At 66.8% G+C, this 17,314-nt stretch carries 15 protein-coding genes; 3 read left to right on the top strand and 12 right to left on the bottom strand.

Going from position 1 to position 17,314, the window contains the following annotated elements; genetic code table 11:
- Positions 1–106: 106 nt before the first annotated feature.
- Positions 107–1,516 carry a type VII secretion-associated protein gene (locus tag ACFVJ3_RS10400; RefSeq protein WP_378451975.1) on the bottom strand — a complete coding sequence of 470 codons (1,410 nt, stop codon included), beginning with the start codon at positions 1,514–1,516 and terminating at the stop codon, positions 107–109.
- On the bottom strand, positions 1,498–5,499 hold the full coding sequence (eccCa, locus tag ACFVJ3_RS10395; RefSeq protein ID WP_378451974.1) for a type VII secretion protein EccCa: 4,002 nt from the start codon (positions 5,497–5,499) through the stop codon (positions 1,498–1,500). Before eccCa ends, ACFVJ3_RS10400 begins: the two co-directional genes overlap by 19 nt.
- Positions 5,500–5,783: 284 nt before the next feature.
- On the opposite strand from eccCa, the gene eccD reads away from it, so the two are divergent.
- Together eccD and mycP are read left to right on the top strand one after the other, a co-directional pair.
- A complete protein-coding gene (gene eccD / locus ACFVJ3_RS10390; RefSeq protein ID WP_378451973.1) occupies positions 5,784–7,256 on the top strand; it encodes a type VII secretion integral membrane protein EccD in 1,473 nt (490 codons plus the stop codon).
- Complete coding sequence (gene mycP / locus ACFVJ3_RS10385) at positions 7,253–8,644, top strand: type VII secretion-associated serine protease mycosin (protein ID WP_378451972.1); 1,392 nt, start codon at positions 7,253–7,255, stop codon at positions 8,642–8,644. Before eccD ends, mycP begins: the two co-directional genes overlap by 4 nt.
- 9 nt (positions 8,645–8,653) lie before the next feature.
- Here the strand turns inward: mycP and eccB are convergent, their stop codons facing one another.
- A complete protein-coding gene (gene eccB, locus ACFVJ3_RS10380; protein ID WP_378451971.1) occupies positions 8,654–10,132 on the bottom strand; it encodes a type VII secretion protein EccB in 1,479 nt (492 codons plus the stop codon).
- A gap of 112 nt (positions 10,133–10,244) precedes the next feature.
- On the opposite strand from eccB, the gene eccE reads away from it, so the two are divergent.
- Positions 10,245–11,891, top strand: coding sequence for a type VII secretion protein EccE (gene eccE / locus ACFVJ3_RS10375; RefSeq protein ID WP_378451970.1), 1,647 nt, complete (start codon positions 10,245–10,247; stop codon positions 11,889–11,891).
- Here the strand turns inward: eccE and ACFVJ3_RS10370 are convergent.
- The 9 genes from ACFVJ3_RS10370 to infA all read right to left on the bottom strand — a co-directional run bounded on the left by ACFVJ3_RS10370 (position 11,888) and on the right by infA (position 17,263).
- Complete coding sequence (locus tag ACFVJ3_RS10370) at positions 11,888–12,454, bottom strand: NADPH-dependent FMN reductase (RefSeq protein WP_378451969.1); 567 nt, start codon at positions 12,452–12,454, stop codon at positions 11,888–11,890. The genes eccE and ACFVJ3_RS10370 overlap by 4 nt on opposite strands.
- 82 nt (positions 12,455–12,536) lie before the next feature.
- Entirely contained in the window at positions 12,537–13,349 is an 813-nt protein-coding gene (gene truA, locus ACFVJ3_RS10365) for a tRNA pseudouridine(38-40) synthase TruA (protein WP_378451968.1), read from the bottom strand.
- A gap of 86 nt (positions 13,350–13,435) precedes the next feature.
- A complete protein-coding gene (rplQ, locus tag ACFVJ3_RS10360) occupies positions 13,436–13,999 on the bottom strand; it encodes a 50S ribosomal protein L17 (RefSeq protein WP_378451967.1) in 564 nt (187 codons plus the stop codon).
- 27 nt (positions 14,000–14,026) lie between these two features.
- On the bottom strand, positions 14,027–15,088 hold the full coding sequence (locus ACFVJ3_RS10355; RefSeq protein WP_005239684.1) for a DNA-directed RNA polymerase subunit alpha: 1,062 nt from the start codon (positions 15,086–15,088) through the stop codon (positions 14,027–14,029).
- Positions 15,089–15,204: 116 nt separating this feature from the next.
- Complete coding sequence (rpsD, locus tag ACFVJ3_RS10350) at positions 15,205–15,810, bottom strand: 30S ribosomal protein S4 (RefSeq protein ID WP_005239683.1); 606 nt, start codon at positions 15,808–15,810, stop codon at positions 15,205–15,207.
- A gap of 22 nt (positions 15,811–15,832) precedes the next feature.
- A complete protein-coding gene (gene rpsK, locus ACFVJ3_RS10345; RefSeq protein WP_009479376.1) occupies positions 15,833–16,246 on the bottom strand; it encodes a 30S ribosomal protein S11 in 414 nt (137 codons plus the stop codon).
- Positions 16,246–16,620: a 30S ribosomal protein S13 gene (rpsM, locus tag ACFVJ3_RS10340; protein ID WP_005239677.1), complete on the bottom strand. Its 375-nt coding sequence runs from the start codon at positions 16,618–16,620 to the stop codon at positions 16,246–16,248. The genes rpsK and rpsM overlap by 1 nt, the downstream gene beginning before the upstream one ends.
- Positions 16,621–16,840: 220 nt before the next feature.
- Positions 16,841–16,954, bottom strand: a complete 114-nt coding sequence (gene rpmJ, locus ACFVJ3_RS10335; RefSeq protein ID WP_003938068.1) for a 50S ribosomal protein L36 — start codon at positions 16,952–16,954, stop codon at positions 16,841–16,843.
- A gap of 87 nt (positions 16,955–17,041) precedes the next feature.
- Positions 17,042–17,263 (bottom strand): translation initiation factor IF-1, encoded by a 222-nt coding sequence (infA, locus tag ACFVJ3_RS10330; protein WP_003418601.1) that lies wholly within the window; start codon positions 17,261–17,263, stop codon positions 17,042–17,044.
- Positions 17,264–17,314: the final 51 nt, after the last annotated feature.

The raw sequence follows: 17,314 nt of genomic DNA, 5'->3' as shown, positions 1-17,314 counted from the left end.
GCGGCCCCCTCTGGACTGCCCGAATTCACCCCTACACAAGATTGGACGTATCAACCGCCCAATCGGTTCCACCACGGTGGAAGATTTTCCGGCGGCGAGAACGGGGTCACCGAACGATCACCAGCGACCGCACGACTCCTTCGCACACGCTCTCGATCGACTCCCATTCCTCCGCCAGGAACTGACAGCCGACGCTCACCTGGAGATCACGCTCGACGAGTACGTGCCAACGCACCACGGAGCTCTCGTCGGGAAACTCGCTGTACGCGATGCCGGGTCGACCGCCGAACACGACATCGCGCTCGAGTTCCCCGAACAGCTCGGGACGGCCGCGCTGTGCAATCTTCGCCGCGAGCGTCGCCGCCACCTCGTCGTATCCGGCACCCTCTCGAACTGCGTTTTGCGTGATGATGATTCGCCTGTCGGCTCCGCCCGCAGGCACCAACTCCACCCGGGATCCGGAAGAAGACGACGCGGCGGGCGCCCGCTCCTTCCATCCGCTCGGCAGTGTCACGCGAATACCGCCCACCTCCAGGCCCCCCGCCGCGGTGGCGGAAGTGGTGGTCGTCGCCGAGATCCGGGTGGGCGTCGTGGTCGGCGCCGCCGGTGCCGCGCTCGCGTCCAGCGCGCGGACGGATTCGGTGCCGGTACCGGGCTCCCGAAGAGTGAAGACGAGAACAGCTCCGACGACGACGGCCAGTACCGCAGCGACCGCGAAGAATGTAGGCCGCGCGCTCCGCCGGCCACCGCGCTCCGTTCCCTGCAGTGCCGGTTCGAGCCAGTTCGCCTGCGGCACAGTCATCGCCGTCGGCTCGTCGGTAGCCTCGACCAGGCTGGACGCGAGTGCGCGCGCGATCTCTTCACCGGTGAGGATCCGGACGTCGGCGTTCGGGGACGCGGCGGCGATCACGGCGTCACGCATCGATGTACGCTCTTGCGAATCTCCGACGAGGAGGAGTATTCCGTCGACCGGCCGATCACCACGGGCTCGCGCACCGAGCTCCACGATCGCTGCCGCCCACTCGTCGATCCCTTCGTCGGCGCAGAGTGACGGATCGTGCTCGCATTCGACGACCCGGTATCCGCCGACCTCGCCGACCACGTAACTGGCCGTTGCACCCACGGTCCGGCTTTCGAGCACCATCCATCGGCCACCGGACACCGCGGCACCCTCGGCCGCCGCCACGGCAACGGGAACCAGCACCGTGTCGGCGGCAACGCGCGCACCCGCGGCGGACAGCACGCTCTGCCTCGCGGAACCCCACTCCGTCGGGTGGGACAGTACGGCCGTCGCGATCGGCGCCGCGTTCCCCGCACGGTCTGTTACAGACCGGAGCACCGCTTCCAAGGCATCGGACACCAAGAGAACTCCACCGTCGACGTCGACGTACTCGTCGTCGACGAAGCACAGCGGCGTCATCTCGTGAGCTGCCGTCGTCGCGCCCTGAGCGCAGGACCACATGCCGGATTCAGTGAGATGAATCGCGACCGACGACATCACAGCGGGGGCATCCACGCGAGCTGGATCAGGCCGGTACCCGCACGGTTGACCAGCGTTCCGCGCCCGGGAGGCATCGCACTCGGACGAACAGTGCCGATGAGATTGCCCTCCTCCCTGTTGCCACTCATCACGAGGCCCGTCGACTGCAGATCACGCAAGCGCGCGATGACCGGCTCGTACATTGCCCGTGCCGCACCGCCGGAGCGTCGCGCGATGATCAGGTGGAATCCGATGTCACGGGCGTGCGGCAGGAATTCGACAATCGCAGCGACCGCGTTTCCGCTCGAGGTCACGACGAGGTCGTAGTCGTCGATGACGACGAAGACTTCGGGCCCCGTCCACCAGGACCGGTCGCGCTGCTGCTGGCGATTGAAGCCGGGGCCCGGCATGCGCCCCTTCAGCAGGATCGCGAGATCCCTCATATTCGTCGTCAGCACGTCCTCGGACGGCGCGTACGAAGCCAGGTGCTCCGTCTCGACGACACCGAGCATCGTGCGCCGGTAGTCGCCGAGAATGATCTTCGCCTGTTTGCTCGTGTTCGACGCCATGATGCCCTCGCAGATGTTCCGCAGGAGCGTCGTCTTACCGCATTCACTGTCGCCGAACACCAGGAAGTGGGGCTGCTCGGCGAAGTTCAGGAACGTCGGAGCCAACTCGGCCTCGTCGAGCCCGATCGGAATCTGAAGACATGCCTGCGCCGGATCGAGGTAGGACGGCCACCCCCCGGCCGCATGGAGCACGTCGTCGCGGGCGATCTGTGCAGGCAGCATTCGCACTGCCGGAGCGGGCCGACCGTGTGACGCGGCGGCGATGGACGACACGGCCTGCGCCACACCGGATGCCAGGTCGGTCGGATCCGAGCTCCCGTCGACCCTCGGCAACCCGACGAGAAGATGCAGGCTGTCGCGGGTCATGCCGCGTCCGGGTCGGCCTTCGGGAACGAGTGCCGCGGTCTTGCGACCGAGGTCGGAATCCGAGGGATCACCGAGACGCAGCTCGATCCGCGTGCCGAGCTGATCCTTGAGCGCCGGCCGGACCTCGCCCCACCGTGAGGCGGTGAGCACGACGTGCACACCGTACGACAACCCCTGGGACGCAAGGTTGGTGATCTGCTGTTCGAGAGCCTCGAAGTCCTGACGAATGCTGCCGAAACCGTCGATCACCAGGAAGACGTCCCCGAACGGATCCTGCGCGACCCCGGCCGCCGCGCCGCCGCTGCCCGGGTCGGTTGCGCGTAGTCGCCGGAACTCGGCCATCGACTCGACCCCGAGTTCGCGGAAACGCTCCTCACGCTGACGCACGATGGTGTTCATCTCCGCGATGGTGCGACGCACCCGGTCGATGTCGAGGCGGTTGGCGACCGAGCCGACGTGCGGGAGTCCCGACAGTCCGGTGAGCGTGCCGCCACCGAAGTCGAGGCAGTAGAACTGCACCTGCTCCGCGGAGTGAGTGGCGGCCAACGACGTGACGAGCGTGCGGATCGCAGTCGACTTGCCCGACTGCGGTCCGCCCACCACCGCCATGTTTCCGGTGGACCCGGACAGATCCACGACCAGGGGGTCGCGCCTCTGGTCGTAGGGCCTGTCGATGATCCCGATCGATGTACGCAGCGAGCTCAGCGCGGGAACCGGTTCGGTGAGAACCGACCTCGGCAGCATCTGGTCGAGGCTCGGCGCGGCGTCGAGGGGTCGGAGCCATACCTCGTGGGCTCGCGGTCCGCGACCCTTGATCCGTTCCACCACGACGTCGATGGTGGTGCGGACCTCCGTCGGCTCCTCGGCCAGGTGGAGCGACTGTGGTTCGTCGAGGCTTTCGACGACGTCGACGGCGACCGGTGCAGCCGTGAAGATCTTGGGCCGCAGCTCGACAGCCGCCTCACCCGGCCGTCGGACGCTGTCTTCCCGTCCGCCCTCGTAGGTGCCGGACACGTACGAGGCCTGGAAGCGGACGATCTCCGCAGAATCGCACTTGAGGTATCCGGCGCCCGGGGTCGCGGGCAGGTGGTAGGCATCCGGAACGCCGAGCACCGTACGCGATTCGTTGGCCGAGAACGTCTTGAGACCGATGCGGTACGACAGGTGGCTGTCGAGCCCCCGCAGTTTGCCCTCTTCGAGCCTCTGACTTGCCAGCAGCAGGTGGATGTGCAGAGACCGACCGAGCCTGCCGATGGCGACGAAGAGGTCCGCGAACTCCGGCTGCTGACTGAGCAGTTCGGAGAATTCGTCGACGACGATGAACAATGCGGGCAGCGGGTCGAGGGCGGCGCCCGCCTGGCGCGCCTTTTCGTATTCGGTGACGTTCGCGAAGTTCCCGGAAGAGCGCAGGAGTTCCTGACGCCGGTTCATCTCACCGGCGAGGGCGTCCCGCATCCGGTCGACCATCGCGAGTTCCTCGGCCAGGTTGGTGATCACCGCGGCGACGTGCGGAGCCTCCTCGAGGCCGAGGAAGGTGGCGCCGCCCTTGAAATCGACGAGGACGAGGTTGAGCGCGTCGGGCGAATGCGTCGCGATCAGGCCGAGCACCAACGTCCGGAGGAACTCCGACTTACCCGAACCGGTCGCCCCGATACACAGACCGTGTGGCCCCATGCCGTTCTCGGCCGACTCCTTGAGGTCGATCTCGACGGGGTGGCCGTCCACTCCGACACCGATCGGGACCCGAAGCCGGTCGCGGCCGTGGCGGGGCAGCCACGCGTGATCCGGGTTGAGACGGCCGACGTCGCCGATCCCCAGCATCTGGCTCCACGTCTGCAACGGCTGGTCGTCGTCGCCCGCGTCCACTGCCGTCTGCGACGCCGTCCGGTACGGCGCGAGGCGCCGGGCCAGCGTTTCCGCCTGATGGGCGCTGACGAGGTCTGCTGTCGCGAACATCTCCACGCCGGCTCCGCTGCGGGCGCCTAGGGATCCGTCCTGCGCCACGAGCTGGAGTCCTCGTGTGGCCGTCAGTCGCGGGCAGAAGCCGCTGATGTCGAGAACGGAAACCGAGTCGACCCCACCGTCGGTGATCATCCCCGATTCGCCCTCGAGAATTCCACCGTCGACGACGATGACGAACTGTGGGACACCGGGGGCGGCGGGGGCATTGCGCGAGAATCGGTTTCGCATCGACAGTTGGGGACCGAGCGAAGATTCGAGTTCGAGGATCGAGCCGTAGATCATGCGGGAGGAACCGACACCGTCGGACGAATCCGGATGCTGCACGTGCGGCAGCCATTTGGCCCAGTCCCACTCGTGCTCGGTGTCGGGGCCGCACACGACCGCGACGAGGAGATTGTCCGGGCCGTGGAATGCGCACAACTGCATGAGCATCGACCGCACCAGGGACCGTGCCGTACCGCGTTCCCCTTCCACGGAGATGGCCGCGAAGCCGCGCAGCGACACCGCGGTGGGCAGATCCTGGACGACGGAGTGCGCGCGGACGAAGCGACGAAGCGACACCGCGGCAACCGGTTCCAGATCCTCTACCGGTCCGGTCTCCGGTGCGATCAGGCGGGTTGCGAGGCGCTGGCTTCCCCGGCCGACGCGCACATGGCAGTAGTCGGGGTCGGTGATGCGGCGCTCCCACATGCGCGCCGTGCCTGCGATGGTCCACAACAAACCGGGTTCGGGGTGACTCCAGTCGAGCGCCTTTCGCTGCTGCTCGGCTGTCTCGTCGACGTCGCGGCGCAACTGATCGAGGTAGCGCAGGTAGTCCTTGCGGTCTTCGTTGGCCTCCGCCGCTTTCGGGCCGCCACGGCCGCCACCGGCGAGCATGCCGAGCATCGACACCATCATCATGACGGGAAAGAGCATCGACATCGGATTGCGGGCCATACCCGACGAGAACATCAGGGCCATCATCCCGACCATCGCGACGACCATGACCACGGGAAGGAGCTTGGTCAGAAGGTTTCCCGGTACCAGGCGTGGAATCTCGGGCGGAGCCTGCAGGCTCACTTCGCCGCCCGGAATCCGCGGTACTTCCCGTCGCGCCTTGCGCACGAACCGAATAGTGCTCACTACTCGCCCCCCCATGACTACAACCGCCCCGAAAAAAACGTGCAGCCGATCCGATCCCGGAACTCCGGGTCGCCCCCCTGGGCTCGATCCGCGAAATCAGACACTAACCCATGGAGGGTGATCGGGCATATAGGAGGTCCGCGCCCTGCCGGACACTGGAGGCGGCGCCCGCCGTGTCGTAAGGTCACCGGTGATCAAATCGGATGACGATCTGTGAGCGGTCGTCGATCGGTGTCGTAACGGCGCAGATGGGGTTGTGCGTCGCAGAGTTGGGGGAAATCGCAGTGTCCATCACCCATGACGAAACGCGGGGATCCGCCTCGTCCACCCGTCCCGGTGCCGCAGCAGATCTCTGCCGGATCACCGTCCTGTCGACGCATTCGCAGGTCGACATGGCCGTGCCGTTCGGTGTGCCGCTGGCCATCCTCGTTCCGGGCATTGTCGACACCATCCGCACCCATCGCAGTACCAACGACTTCGACGACTCGCCCGAGCAGCACGAACCCAGCGAGTGGGTTCTCGCGAAGATCGGGCACTCGCCGCTCTCGACCACGTTGACGTTGCACGAGCACGGAATCCGCGACGGTGACCTCCTCGTGCTGCAGAGCGTGCACGCCACCGCGCCGCCGCCGCTGTTCGACGACATCATGTACAACGTGGCGATCGCCGACGCCGAGGGCGACCGTGAGTGGACCCGGGGTTCCGCACGGATCGTGGGCTCCGTCGCCGCGGTGCTCGGCACCGTCGTCGGATCGTTCGCGCTGCTCTGGTCCGGGGCGGGGACCGAAGGATTCCTGGGGGCGGGGTGTGCACTCGCGACGGCCTTACTGTTCCTGGTCGCCGGCGCGGTCACCGGTCGCATCTACGGCGACGCGCCAAGCTCCGTCGTCCTGAGCGGATGCTCGGTACCCCTCTCGTTCGCCGCGGGGATGCTTTTCGTGCCCGGCGATTTCGCCGCCCCGCACCTGCTCCTCGGACTCGTGCTTGCGGGCACCACCGCCGTCCTGGCGTTGCGGCTGGGCGGTGTCGGACTGCGACTGTTCACGGCCCTGTCGGTGACGTCCCTGTTCGGTTCGTTCGCCGCCCTCGTGGCGACGCTGTTCGACAATCCGATTTCTGCTGTCGGCGCTGGCGTCGTGGCGGCGGCGCTGGTCGGACTCGCCTTCTCGGCCCGTGTGTCGATACTGCTGGCCAAGCTTCCACTGCCTCCCGTCCCGGCGCCGGGGACCTCGGTCGATCCGTCCGAGGACGACCCGGACGACGAGGCGACAATGCCGTCGTTCGACTCTCTCGCACAGCGTGCGGCACGCGCCCGCAAGTACCTCACCGGCCTGGTCGGCGCGATGACAGCACTCGCCGTGGCCGGTGCCCTCGTCGCGGCACAACCCGGTGTGTACGGCGGAATCTTCTGGCCCGGGCTCTCTCTCGCCGTCGCCACCGCCGCCGTGCTGATGTTCCGGGGACGCACATACAGCAGCGCCGAGCAGGCGGTACCGCTGATCGCGGGCGGGGTGACGGTACTGGTTCTGCTGCTCACTGCCGTAGCCGTTGCCGTGCCCGACTTCGCGATCGCCTCGTTTGCCGTCGCGATCCTGTTCGCCGCCGGTGGGCTGGTGCTGGGAATCCTCGCCCCCCGCCAGACGTTCTCGCCCGTGATGCGACGGGTAGCCGAGCTCATCGATCTGGCGGTGATCGCGTCGATCGTTCCGCTGGTGTGCTGGGTGACCGGTCTCTACTCGCTGATGCGTGGACTGTGAGGCGCCGGCTCACTCGCGTCGTCCTGGCTACAGCGGTCGTGGCGGTCGCCGCCGCCGTGGGGCAGGGCGAGGCCGCTGCTGTGGTGCCCGCTCCCGTGGACGCCGGACTCATTCCACCGAAGGACAGCACGAAGGTCGAGAAACGCCGGCCGTGCAAAGATGCTGTGCGCGTGCCGGACGGCCCCGATGTTCCGGCGGCCCAGCGAGATCTCGACTTCCAATCGGTCTGGCCGATCAGCAGGGGTGCTGGTCAGCTCGTAGCGGTGATCGACACCGGCGTCTCACGGCACCCCCGTCTCCCCGGCCTCATGGACGGCGGCGACCTCGTGGGGACGGAGAGCGGGACGGTCGACTGCGACGCGCACGGCACGCTCGTCGCCGGGTTGATCGGCGCCGCGCAGGTTCCCGGTTCCGGTTTCTCCGGTGGTGCACCGGATTCCCGGATCCTGTCCATCCGGCAGACGAGTAGCGCGTACAACGCCGCGGGCCAGGCTGATCAGGTCGACAACGCGGGCAACTCGGTCGGCGGATACGGAAACGTTGCGACGATGGCGACGGCGATTCGGCGTGCGGCAGACATGGGCGCCACCGTCATCAACATCTCCGAGGTCGCGTGCAAGACCGCCGCCGAGGGAATCGGCGATGGCGACCGGTATCTGGGGTCGGCCGTGAAGTACGCCGTCACGGTGCACAACGTCGTAGTGGTCGCGGCGGCAGGGAACTTCGGTTCCGGAGAATGCAAGATTCAGAATCCGGCAGACGACCCCCTCCGTCCCGGCGCCGATCTGTGGGACTCCGTGAGCACCATCGCCAGTCCCGCCTGGTACGACGACTACGTTCTGACCGTCGGCTCCGTCGAGGCGAACGGATCCTCGAGCGACTTCAGCCTGGCCGGCCCGTGGGTGGACGTCGCAGCTCCGGGATCCGGTCTGACATCGCTGCACCCGACCAACGGCGATCTGACTGATACGACGTACGGCGCACAAGGCAACGCGGAGCCGGTGAAAGGAACGAGTTTCGCGGCCCCCTACGTCTCGGCGACCGTCGCGCTGGTCCGCTCTCGGTTCCCGCAACTGTCCGCACAGCAGGTCATGGCCCGGATCGAGGCCACGGCGCATGCGCCGGCCGAGGGGTGGAATCCGTCGGTCGGGCACGGGATCATCGATCCGCTGGCGGCGGTCACCGCCGATGTTCCACTCGACGGTGCCGCCGTCGATCAGTCGAATTCCGTCGCGATCGAGCCGCTCCCGGCCGCTGCTCCCCCGGATCATCGGCCGCGCGACGTCGCTGTCGCGGCAACAGGAACGCTGGGCGCGCTGCTCGTGCTCGGCGTGCTGGCGTCGTTCCCACTCCGCCGCCGGTTCCAGTCGGCGACCGATCGGAGCTGACCGAACCGCTCAGTTCGACCCTGCCGCGACAGCGGCCGGGGCGGCGTCCGGGGCAACCCCGTCGTGCGCGACGAGCGCCGACGACTTTCCGAGCGCCGGGCCCTGCGCCAGGAGGCCGAGAATTTGCCACGGCGCGAGAGGGCGGGCGCCGTCGACGCCCAATGCCTCGGCGGACTCTTTATCCGGAATACCGAACCGGACTCCCGTGTCCGCGAGGAAGAAGGTGCTGTCGCGTCGCGTGCTAGTCGGCTCGATGCCGGTCGACTGCACGAAACCGCTCGTGCCCGGCCGAACGTAGACCGAGTCCGCGTTATCGCCCGCGTCGTCCGCCTGGGCCAGCTGGACCGCGCGAGCGCCGTCGGGTATCGGGAGAGCGCGTCCCGCTACCAGGGACAGCTCGGCCGCCGGACCGCTCGAGCCCGACTCGTCCGGTGCGCGGAGGGGCTGCCAGGACAGGCAACTCACGGGGCTTTCTGCGGCATCGACGATCTTCGGCGCCGACTCCGGGAAGCTTTCCACCGCAATCTGTTCCACGGAAGGGATCCGGTTCATGGTGTCGGGCGTGATGCTCGACATCTCGGTGTCTCCGTGCGAGTCCGACAGGAAGATCAGGTTCGCGACCGCCGAGCTGATCTTCTGGATTCCGTCGCGGAGGACTACGTAATGCGTCGTCTCGGAGCCGATCAGCACCTGGAAGACGGATCCCACGACCTTGTCCTGCAACGGATACCGTGGGCTGCTCCCGGCCCCCGGGATGACGGGCGCCGCGAGAGGCGGCACCTCGGGGACGGCGTTGACGAAGCCCTTGCTCACCGGGCGTGCCCGGGTACCTTCGAGGCCCAGCGCCCGGGTGACCGCCGGATCGTCCAGGTCGATCCTGGCCCGCTTGCCGTCATAGATCAGGTACGACGCATCGGAAGTCGACGCGAGCAGCGCCTGATCTCCCGTGAGAGTCCTGCCGCCCTCGGAGCTCTCCGTCTCGCCGACGATGACCGATGTTGTGACGGAACGATTTCCGTCGGCTTCGATCGAGTCGCACACCGTCCACGGCGTCTTCGCCGCGGGGTCTCCCGCCGGCAGCGCGGACGGCGCGCCGGGGATCCCGACGAGGGCACCGCGGGGGCGGGTGTCGAGTTCGGATTCCTTGACGATCACGGGATCCTCGGACTTTCCGACGATGAGCCGGGCGGACGCGAGATTCAGGACGGGACGGAGGGTGTCGCCCATGACGACGAACATCGCGCCCGAATCCTTGCCGACGACGATCGACGCGTCGCCGATCTTGTCCTGCGGACGGAACAGCGCCAGCGCGGCGCACGCGGCGAGTCCGAGCGACGCGATCACGACCCCCACCGCGAGTGCGCGCGACTGCGACCGCATGGGGTCGTGCAACATTCGGACATCGCGACGCACCAGGGCGTGCTCCATCCGTCTGACCAGAAAGCGATACCCGTTGACCTGCCACCGGGTGGTGGGTGTTACAGCCATTGTTCCTCCCCCGTGCTGCACAGCGCTCGGGGTGACACAGTACAGTTCCATCGACAATCTTCACGGCGGACGGGTACGGGTCTGCTGGGTTCAGGTATTCGGGGGAGGAACCATGGACCGTTCGCGCGTCACACGTCGGCCGTCGTCTCTTCGGTTTTCGGCGACCGAGATGATCGTTGCGCAACTTCTGGGGGTGACCGGCGGGGTCGTGGCCTCGCTGTGCGGGCTGGTGTGGTGGGGCGCCGTCGTCGTCGCGGTCGTCGTCGCTCTCGCCGCGCTCGTCCGCGTGGGCGGCTGGTCGAGCCTGGACTGGGCCCGGACGTTCTGGCGATATTGCACCAAACCCGTTCGGACGCAGACCCGCACCGTCGGCTTCCAGGCACCGACAGGCCAGTCCGTCGGGCTTCGCTGGGACGGTGGCAGCGTGGTCGCCGTCGTCGAGGTCCTTCCACCCGCGGGGAGCCTCACGCAGATCACCCGGGACGGCTTCCAGACGACGCACGAACTCCCGACCGACGCGCTCGCCACGTGCCTTGTTCAGCACGACATCTCGCTGAGCGGAATCGACATCGTCAGCCACGGTTATCGCGCCGCGGCGGGCTCTCCCGCAACCGATGTGTACGACAGGCTGGTCGGCCCGCTCCCGGCGACGGCGACCCGGATGGTCTGGCTCGCTCTGCGATTCGACGCCACCGAGAGTGTCGCTGCCGTAGCTCGGCGCGGCGGCGGCGAGGAAGGTGCGTCGCGCGCGATCACGATCGCGGCAAGCCGCGTCGTGCGTGCACTGGCCGATTCCGGCTGCCGTGCGCGCATTCTCACCGCCCCGGAGATCGAATCTGCCGCGCTGCAGATCAGTCGGGGCGTCGATCCGAAGGCCTTCACGGAGACATGGAAGCATGCACCGCTGCCCGGAGTGTGCAACACCGGCTACGGCGTCGACCCGCGATACCTGACGCGAGACCTGCTCGCGAGGCTCTGGGTTCCGTCGAGCCTCGGCACGACCGTGACGATCCGGCTGCGCCCCAGCGGACACGACGGGCAGGTGAAGGTCGGTGCGGCCTGCCGGGTGACCACCCGGACGTTGCCCGAGCCGCTCACGATTCCCGGGCTCGTCTCGATGCAGGGCAGGCACCGGGACGGGCTGCTGTCCAATCTCCCGGTCGGGATGCCGGACCTCGACGACGTGATGCCGTTGACCGACATGTCCGTCGAGGACCTGCGTGCGCTGCAGTTACCCCCAGCGGGGTGCGGCCAACTCATCGGCTCCGACGATTACGGTCACGGAATCACCGCCCGCATCGCAGGTCCCGGCGTCGGCATGGTCTACGTGGCTGGTGAACTGTATCTCGCCCAGCAACTGGTGTTCCGCGCCGTCGCAACCGGCGCCCGAGTGCTCATTCACACCGATCGGCCCGACGCGTGGTCTTCGTTGATCGACTCCATCGCCACACCCGACCGGTTGCGCATCGCGGGCCACAATCCGCAGTCCGACAACAGGTTCAACACCGTCGTGTTCGACGGCGTCAACGCGCTGCCGCCCCGCGCCGGGGTCACCGCGATCTACCTCCACGGTGAACCGAGCCAGTGGCCCGGTGCCGAACCGGACCTGTCGATCGTCCAGCCGGATGCGCTGGGCGACCGCATTCTTCTGTCGACCGGAGGGACGAGCATCGAACTGATGCTGGTCACGATCTCCTCCGAGACGGCGTTCATCGGCCGGCCTCGCGCGGCCGAGTACCGGCCGGTCCACCAGTACTAGCCGGGGTACGGGGTGGTCCCGCGCTGAACACGGACCGCGTCGGCCCACCACGCCAGCTGCGCCAGCATGCGGTCCGCCGAGTCGATGGCGGCGCCGTCGGTCGTCTGCCCCTGGTCGTCGAATCGCTTGCGCACCCGGTGGAAACTCACGCTCTGCCGCACCGACACCATGTGCAATTCGGCCACCACCTGACGCAGCTGTTCGGTGGCTCGGAGTCCGCCGGCCAACCCGCCGTACGACACGAACCCGATGGGCTTCGAGCGCCATTCGTGTTTGACGCTGTCGAACGCGGTCTTCAGCGCCGCAGGGTAACCGTGGTTGTACTCGGAGGTGACGGCCACGAACCCGTCGGCTCGGCCCACTCGCTCCCGGAATTCGTCCGTCACCGGGGATGCGCCGAGATCCTGCGGCAACGGCGTATCGGCGAGATCGATGATGCCCACGTCCAGTCCCGGGTAGGCGCGAGCGCGTTCGGCGAACCAGCCGGCGACGACGGGAGCGATCCGACCCACTCTGACGGATCCGATGATGATCTCGATCCGGACGGGTGCGACTGCGGTCATGAACAGGCTCCTTCTCTTCCGGAGCCATCGTAGGTGCTGGTGCCTCCGCGACCGCGGTGGTGATCGACGCCGCGGGTTCCGATCAGTCGCCGCAGCAGCCGCCCGGCACGGTCCGAACGTCTCGGGTGATCTTGTTGCGTGCCGCCAGATCCGCGTCGTCCGGGTAGTCGACGCGCACCAGGGACAGTCCGTGCGCCGGGGCCACCAGGATCGAACTCGACCGCGACTTCTCGCGGAGGAGCCCTTCGATCCAGCCGAGGTCGCGACGACCCTCCCCCACGGCGAGAACCGCACCGACGAGACTGCGCACCATCGACCAGCAGAAGGCGTCGGCGCTGACGAAGGCCGTGAACACGTCGCCGTCGCGCTCCCAGTCGAAACGTTGGAGATCGCGGACAGTCGTGGCGCCTTCCCGGCGTTTGCAGAACGCCGCGAAGTCGTGCAGCCCCAAGAGCGTCGAAGACGCCAAGCGCATGAGTTCGAGGTCCAGGACCTTCGGATACGAGACGGTGTCCCGGGCTCGGAGCGGATCGGCGCCGTAGGCCGCCGACGTCAGGCGGTACTCGTAGTGCCTGCGCATCGCGGAGAACCGTGCATCGAAGTGTTCGGGAGCAAAGGCGATCTGCTTGATCCGCACGTCCTTCGGCAGGAACCGCGCGAGCCTGCGGACGAGCCGGGACGGGTCGTCAGGAAGGGCGTCGACCGGAACGTCGACGTGCGCCACCTGTCCGGTGGCGTGGACGCCGGCATCGGTGCGCCCCGCCACCGTGAGCTGCAGCGGCGTGCGCAGGACTGCGCCGAGCTTCTCCTCGATCTCCCCGCACACTGTGCGCAACGCGTTCTGGCGGGCCCACCCGGAGAATTCGGTTCCGTCGTAGGCGATGTCGAGGCGCAAGCGACGGGTCTCATACGAAACGGGCCCGCCGTCCCTCGGGGGGACGACGGGCTCGTTCGATTCAGCGTGTGCCGAAGCCAAGTGGACTAGTCCTTCTTGGCCTCTTCGGCCTCGGGAGCGTCGGCCGCGGTCTCGTCCTCGATGGCCTCGACGACGGCGTCAGCGTTCTCGACCTCGGCGTCGGTTGCCTCGGCCTCGACGGCCTCGACGACGTTCTCCTCGGCGGGAGCAGCAGCCGGCGCATCCTTCGATGCCTTCACGCGACGAGCGCGGTCGGCCTCGGAGGTGACGGTCTTCTCCTTGACGAGCTCGATGATCGCCATCGGCGCGTTGTCGCCCTTGCGGGGGACTGTCTTGATGATGCGGGTGTAGCCGCCGTCACGATCGGCGTAGAACGGGCCGATCTCCGCGAACAGGGTGTGCACGACATCCTTGTTGCGGATGACCTTCAGAACCTCGCGACGGTGAGCCAGGGTTCCGGCCTTGGCGTGCGTGACGAGCTTCTCGGCGTACGGGCGCAGGGCCTTGGCCTTGGACTCCGTGGTGGTGATGCGGCCGTGCTCGAAGAGCGCGGTAGCCAGATTGGCGAAGATCGCCTTCTGGTGCGAAGCCGACCCGCCGAAGCGAGCACCCTTCTTGGGCTTGGGCATGATGATCTCCTAGTAAAGGACCGTGAGCTACAGCTGTTCGGTCTCGGCGTAGTCCTCGGTGCCCTCGGCATCACCGAAGGAACCGGCGTCCGTGTCGCTCCACGTCCCGGTGGCGGCGTCGTAGCCGGCAACGGTGGTGGGATCGAAGGACGCGGGGCTGTCCTTGAGGGCCAGGCCGAGCGAATGCAGCTTGACCTTCACCTCGTCGATGGACTTCTGTCCGAAGTTGCGGATGTCGAGCAGATCGGACTCGGTACGGCCGACAAGCTCACCGACGGTGTGAACACCTTCGCGCTTGAGGCAGTTGTAGGAACGGACCGTCAGGTCCAGGTCCTCGATGGGCAGTCCGAACGAAGCAATGTGATCGGCCTCGGCGGGCGAGGGTCCGATCTCGATGCCTTCTGCTTCGACGTTCAGCTCACGGGCCAGGCCGAAGAGCTCAACCAGGGTCTTGCCCGCCGAAGCGAGCGCGTCCCGAGCGGTGATGGAGTTCTTGGTTTCCACATCGAGCACGAGCCGATCGAAGTCGGTGCGCTGCTCGACACGGGTGGCCTCCACCTTGTAGGTGACCTTGAGCACCGGCGAGTAGATCGAGTCGACCGGGATACGGCCGATCTCGGCGCCGGACGCCTTGTTCTGGACGGCGGGGACGTAGCCGCGACCGCGCTCGACGACGAGCTCGATCTCCAGCTTTCCCTTGTCGTTCAGGGTGGCGATGTGCAGATCCGGGTTGTTCACGGTGACGCCGGCCGGGGGCACGATGTCGCCTGCAGTCACAGCGCCGGGGCCCTGCTTGCGGACGTACATGGTGACCGGCTCGTCCTCTTCGGAGCTCACGACGAGGCCCTTGAGGTTCAGGATGATGTCGGTGACATCTTCCTTCACACCGGGAACTGTGGTGAACTCGTGCAGAACGCCGTCGATGCGGATGCTGGTGACAGCAGCGCCGGGAATCGACGAGAGCAGCGTGCGGCGGAGCGAGTTGCCGAGGGTATACCCGAAGCCTGGCTCGAGGGGCTCGATGACGAACTTCGAGCGGTTGTCAGCGATGACCTCTTCGGTCAGCGTGGGTCGCTGAGAAATGAGCATTGGAGTTCCTCCTGTACGGGCGTCCGCTATTTGACGCCCACGATGGGAAAGGCACTTCGTGCCCGTGCGCCTTTCCGGTAGTCGGAACTACCGGAAAGGCGCACGAGCCGTCAGGCCTACTTCGAGTAGTACTCGACGATGAGCTGTTCCTGCAGAGGAACGTCGATCTGCGCACGCTCGGGAAGCTGGTGAACCAGAACCCGGAGACGTCCGCCGACAACCTGCAGCCAACCCGGGATCGGGCGATCGCCCTGGGTCTCGCGCGCGACCTGGAAGGGAAGCGTCGACAGCGACTTGTCCTTGACATCGATGATGTCGTACTGCGAGACGCGGTAGCTGGGGATGTCGACCTTCTTGTTGTTCACAAGGAGGTGGCCGTGGGTGACCAGCTGACGGGCCTGGCGGCGGGTGCGAGCCAGTCCGGCGCGGTACACGACGTTGTCGAGACGCGACTCCAGGATGCGGAGCAGGTTCTCACCGGTCTTACCGGGGCGGTTGTTCGCCTCCTTGTAGTACAGGCGGAACTGCTTCTCCATGACGCCGTAGGTGAAGCGAGCCTTCTGCTTCTCCTGCAGCTGGAGCAGGTACTCGCTCTCCTTGATCCGCGCGCGGCCGTGCTGGCCCGGCGGGTAGGGACGACGCTCGAACGCCTGGTCGCCTCCAACGAGGTCGACGCGCAGACGACGCGACTTGCGGGTGATGGGTCCGGTATAACGTGCCATTTTTTTCTACCTATCCTTCCCGCTAGACCCGACGCCGCTTGGGCGGACGGCAGCCGTTGTGCGGCTGGGGGGTGACATCGGAGATGGTGCCGACCTCGAGGCCTGCAGCCTGAAGCGAGCGGATCGCGGTCTCACGGCCGGAGCCGGGGCCCTTGACGAAGACGTCGACCTTCTTGACGCCGTGCTCCTGCGCCTTGCGGGCTGCGTTCTCGGCGGCCAGCTGAGCGGCGAACGGGGTCGACTTACGCGAACCCTTGAAGCCGACGTGTCCCGAGGACGCCCAGGAAATCACGTTTCCGGCGGGGTCCGTGATGGACACGATGGTGTTGTTGAACGTGCTCTTGATGTGAGCGGCGCCGTGCGGGACGTTCTTCTTGTCCCTGCGACGCGCCTTCTGGGTCTTCTTCGGACCGGTGCCACGTGACTTGGGGGGCATTACTTCGCCTTCTTCTTGCCTGCAATGGTGCGCTTCGGACCCTTACGGGTGCGGGCGTTGGTCTTGGTGCGCTGACCACGCACGGGCAGACCACGACGGTGGCGCAGGCCCTGGTAGCAGCCGATCTCGATCTTGCGTCGGATGTCGGCCTGGACCTCGCGGCGAAGGTCACCCTCGACCTTCAGCGACTCCTCGATGTACTCGCGGAGCTTGGCCAGATCCTCGTCCGAGAGATCCTTGCTCCGCAGATCCGGGCTGACGCCGGTGGCGTCCAGGATCTCCTTGGAGCGGGTACGGCCGATGCCGTAGATGTAAGTAAGTGCGATCTCCATCCGCTTTTCACGGGGAAGATCGACACCTGCGAGTCGTGCCATGTCGGCATTCCTATCGGTGTGCGGAGGTCTGCTCCCAGTCCATCCCCTGTGCCTCTTCAAACGTCGGCGGTCTCGCGACCGACGATGCTTCAACTAACTCAGTGGGGCCCCGGCCTCCGTGCCGGGGGTGAACCAGTACCTGCTCGAGAGCCGTGGGTACTGGCTGGTGCTGGGAGGTCATCTTTGCTTGTTGCCAAGCAGATCCTCGAAAAGCGGAGATCTAGCCCTGACGCTGCTTGTGGCGCAGGTTCTCGCAGATCACCATGACCCGGCCGTTACGACGGATCACCTTGCACTTTTCGCAGATCTTCTTGACGCTCGGCTGAACCTTCACGTCTTCTGATCTCCTGTTTTGTGGCAGCCCACTACGCAGATCCGCAGCGGACGTACTTCTCCCCGACCTGGTCGGGCGGGGAAGCTTTTACTTGTACCGGTAAACGATGCGTCCGCGCGACAAGTCGTAGGGCGAGAGCTCTACGACAACGCGATCTTCCGGGAGGATGCGAATGTAGTGCTGACGCATCTTTCCGCTGATGTGGGCGAGAACTTTGTGGCCGTTCTCGAGCTCAATGCGGAACATCGCATTGGGCAGCGGCTCGACTACTCGTCCCTCGACCTCGATGGCCCCGTCTTTCTTAGCCATATCCTCCGCGATCCATGTTGTTTGGCGTGCTTATTGCATCTGTTTCCGTTA

Source organism: Rhodococcus sp. NPDC127593 (assembly GCF_042671975.1).
Taxonomy (GTDB): domain Bacteria; phylum Actinomycetota; class Actinomycetes; order Mycobacteriales; family Mycobacteriaceae; genus Rhodococcus_F.
The sequence above is the reverse complement of the archived record's forward strand: the minus strand, read 5'-3'. Positions and strand labels throughout refer to the sequence as shown.

Coding starts and splice junctions, on each gene's coding strand:
- eccB (WP_378451971.1), bottom strand. CDS start 10,132: ATGGCTGTAACACCCACCACCCGGTGGCAGGTCAACGGGTATCGCTTT.
- eccE (WP_378451970.1), top strand. CDS start 10,245: ATGGACCGTTCGCGCGTCACACGTCGGCCGTCGTCTCTTCGGTTTTCG.
- ACFVJ3_RS10370 (WP_378451969.1), bottom strand. CDS start 12,454: ATGACCGCAGTCGCACCCGTCCGGATCGAGATCATCATCGGATCCGTC.
- rplQ (WP_378451967.1), bottom strand. CDS start 13,999: ATGCCCAAGCCCAAGAAGGGTGCTCGCTTCGGCGGGTCGGCTTCGCAC.
- ACFVJ3_RS10355 (WP_005239684.1), bottom strand. CDS start 15,088: ATGCTCATTTCTCAGCGACCCACGCTGACCGAAGAGGTCATCGCTGAC.
- rpsD (WP_005239683.1), bottom strand. CDS start 15,810: ATGGCACGTTATACCGGACCCATCACCCGCAAGTCGCGTCGTCTGCGC.
- rpsK (WP_009479376.1), bottom strand. CDS start 16,246: ATGCCCCCCAAGTCACGTGGCACCGGTCCGAAGAAGACCCAGAAGGCG.
- rpsM (WP_005239677.1), bottom strand. CDS start 16,620: ATGGCACGACTCGCAGGTGTCGATCTTCCCCGTGAAAAGCGGATGGAG.
- infA (WP_003418601.1), bottom strand. CDS start 17,263: ATGGCTAAGAAAGACGGGGCCATCGAGGTCGAGGGACGAGTAGTCGAG.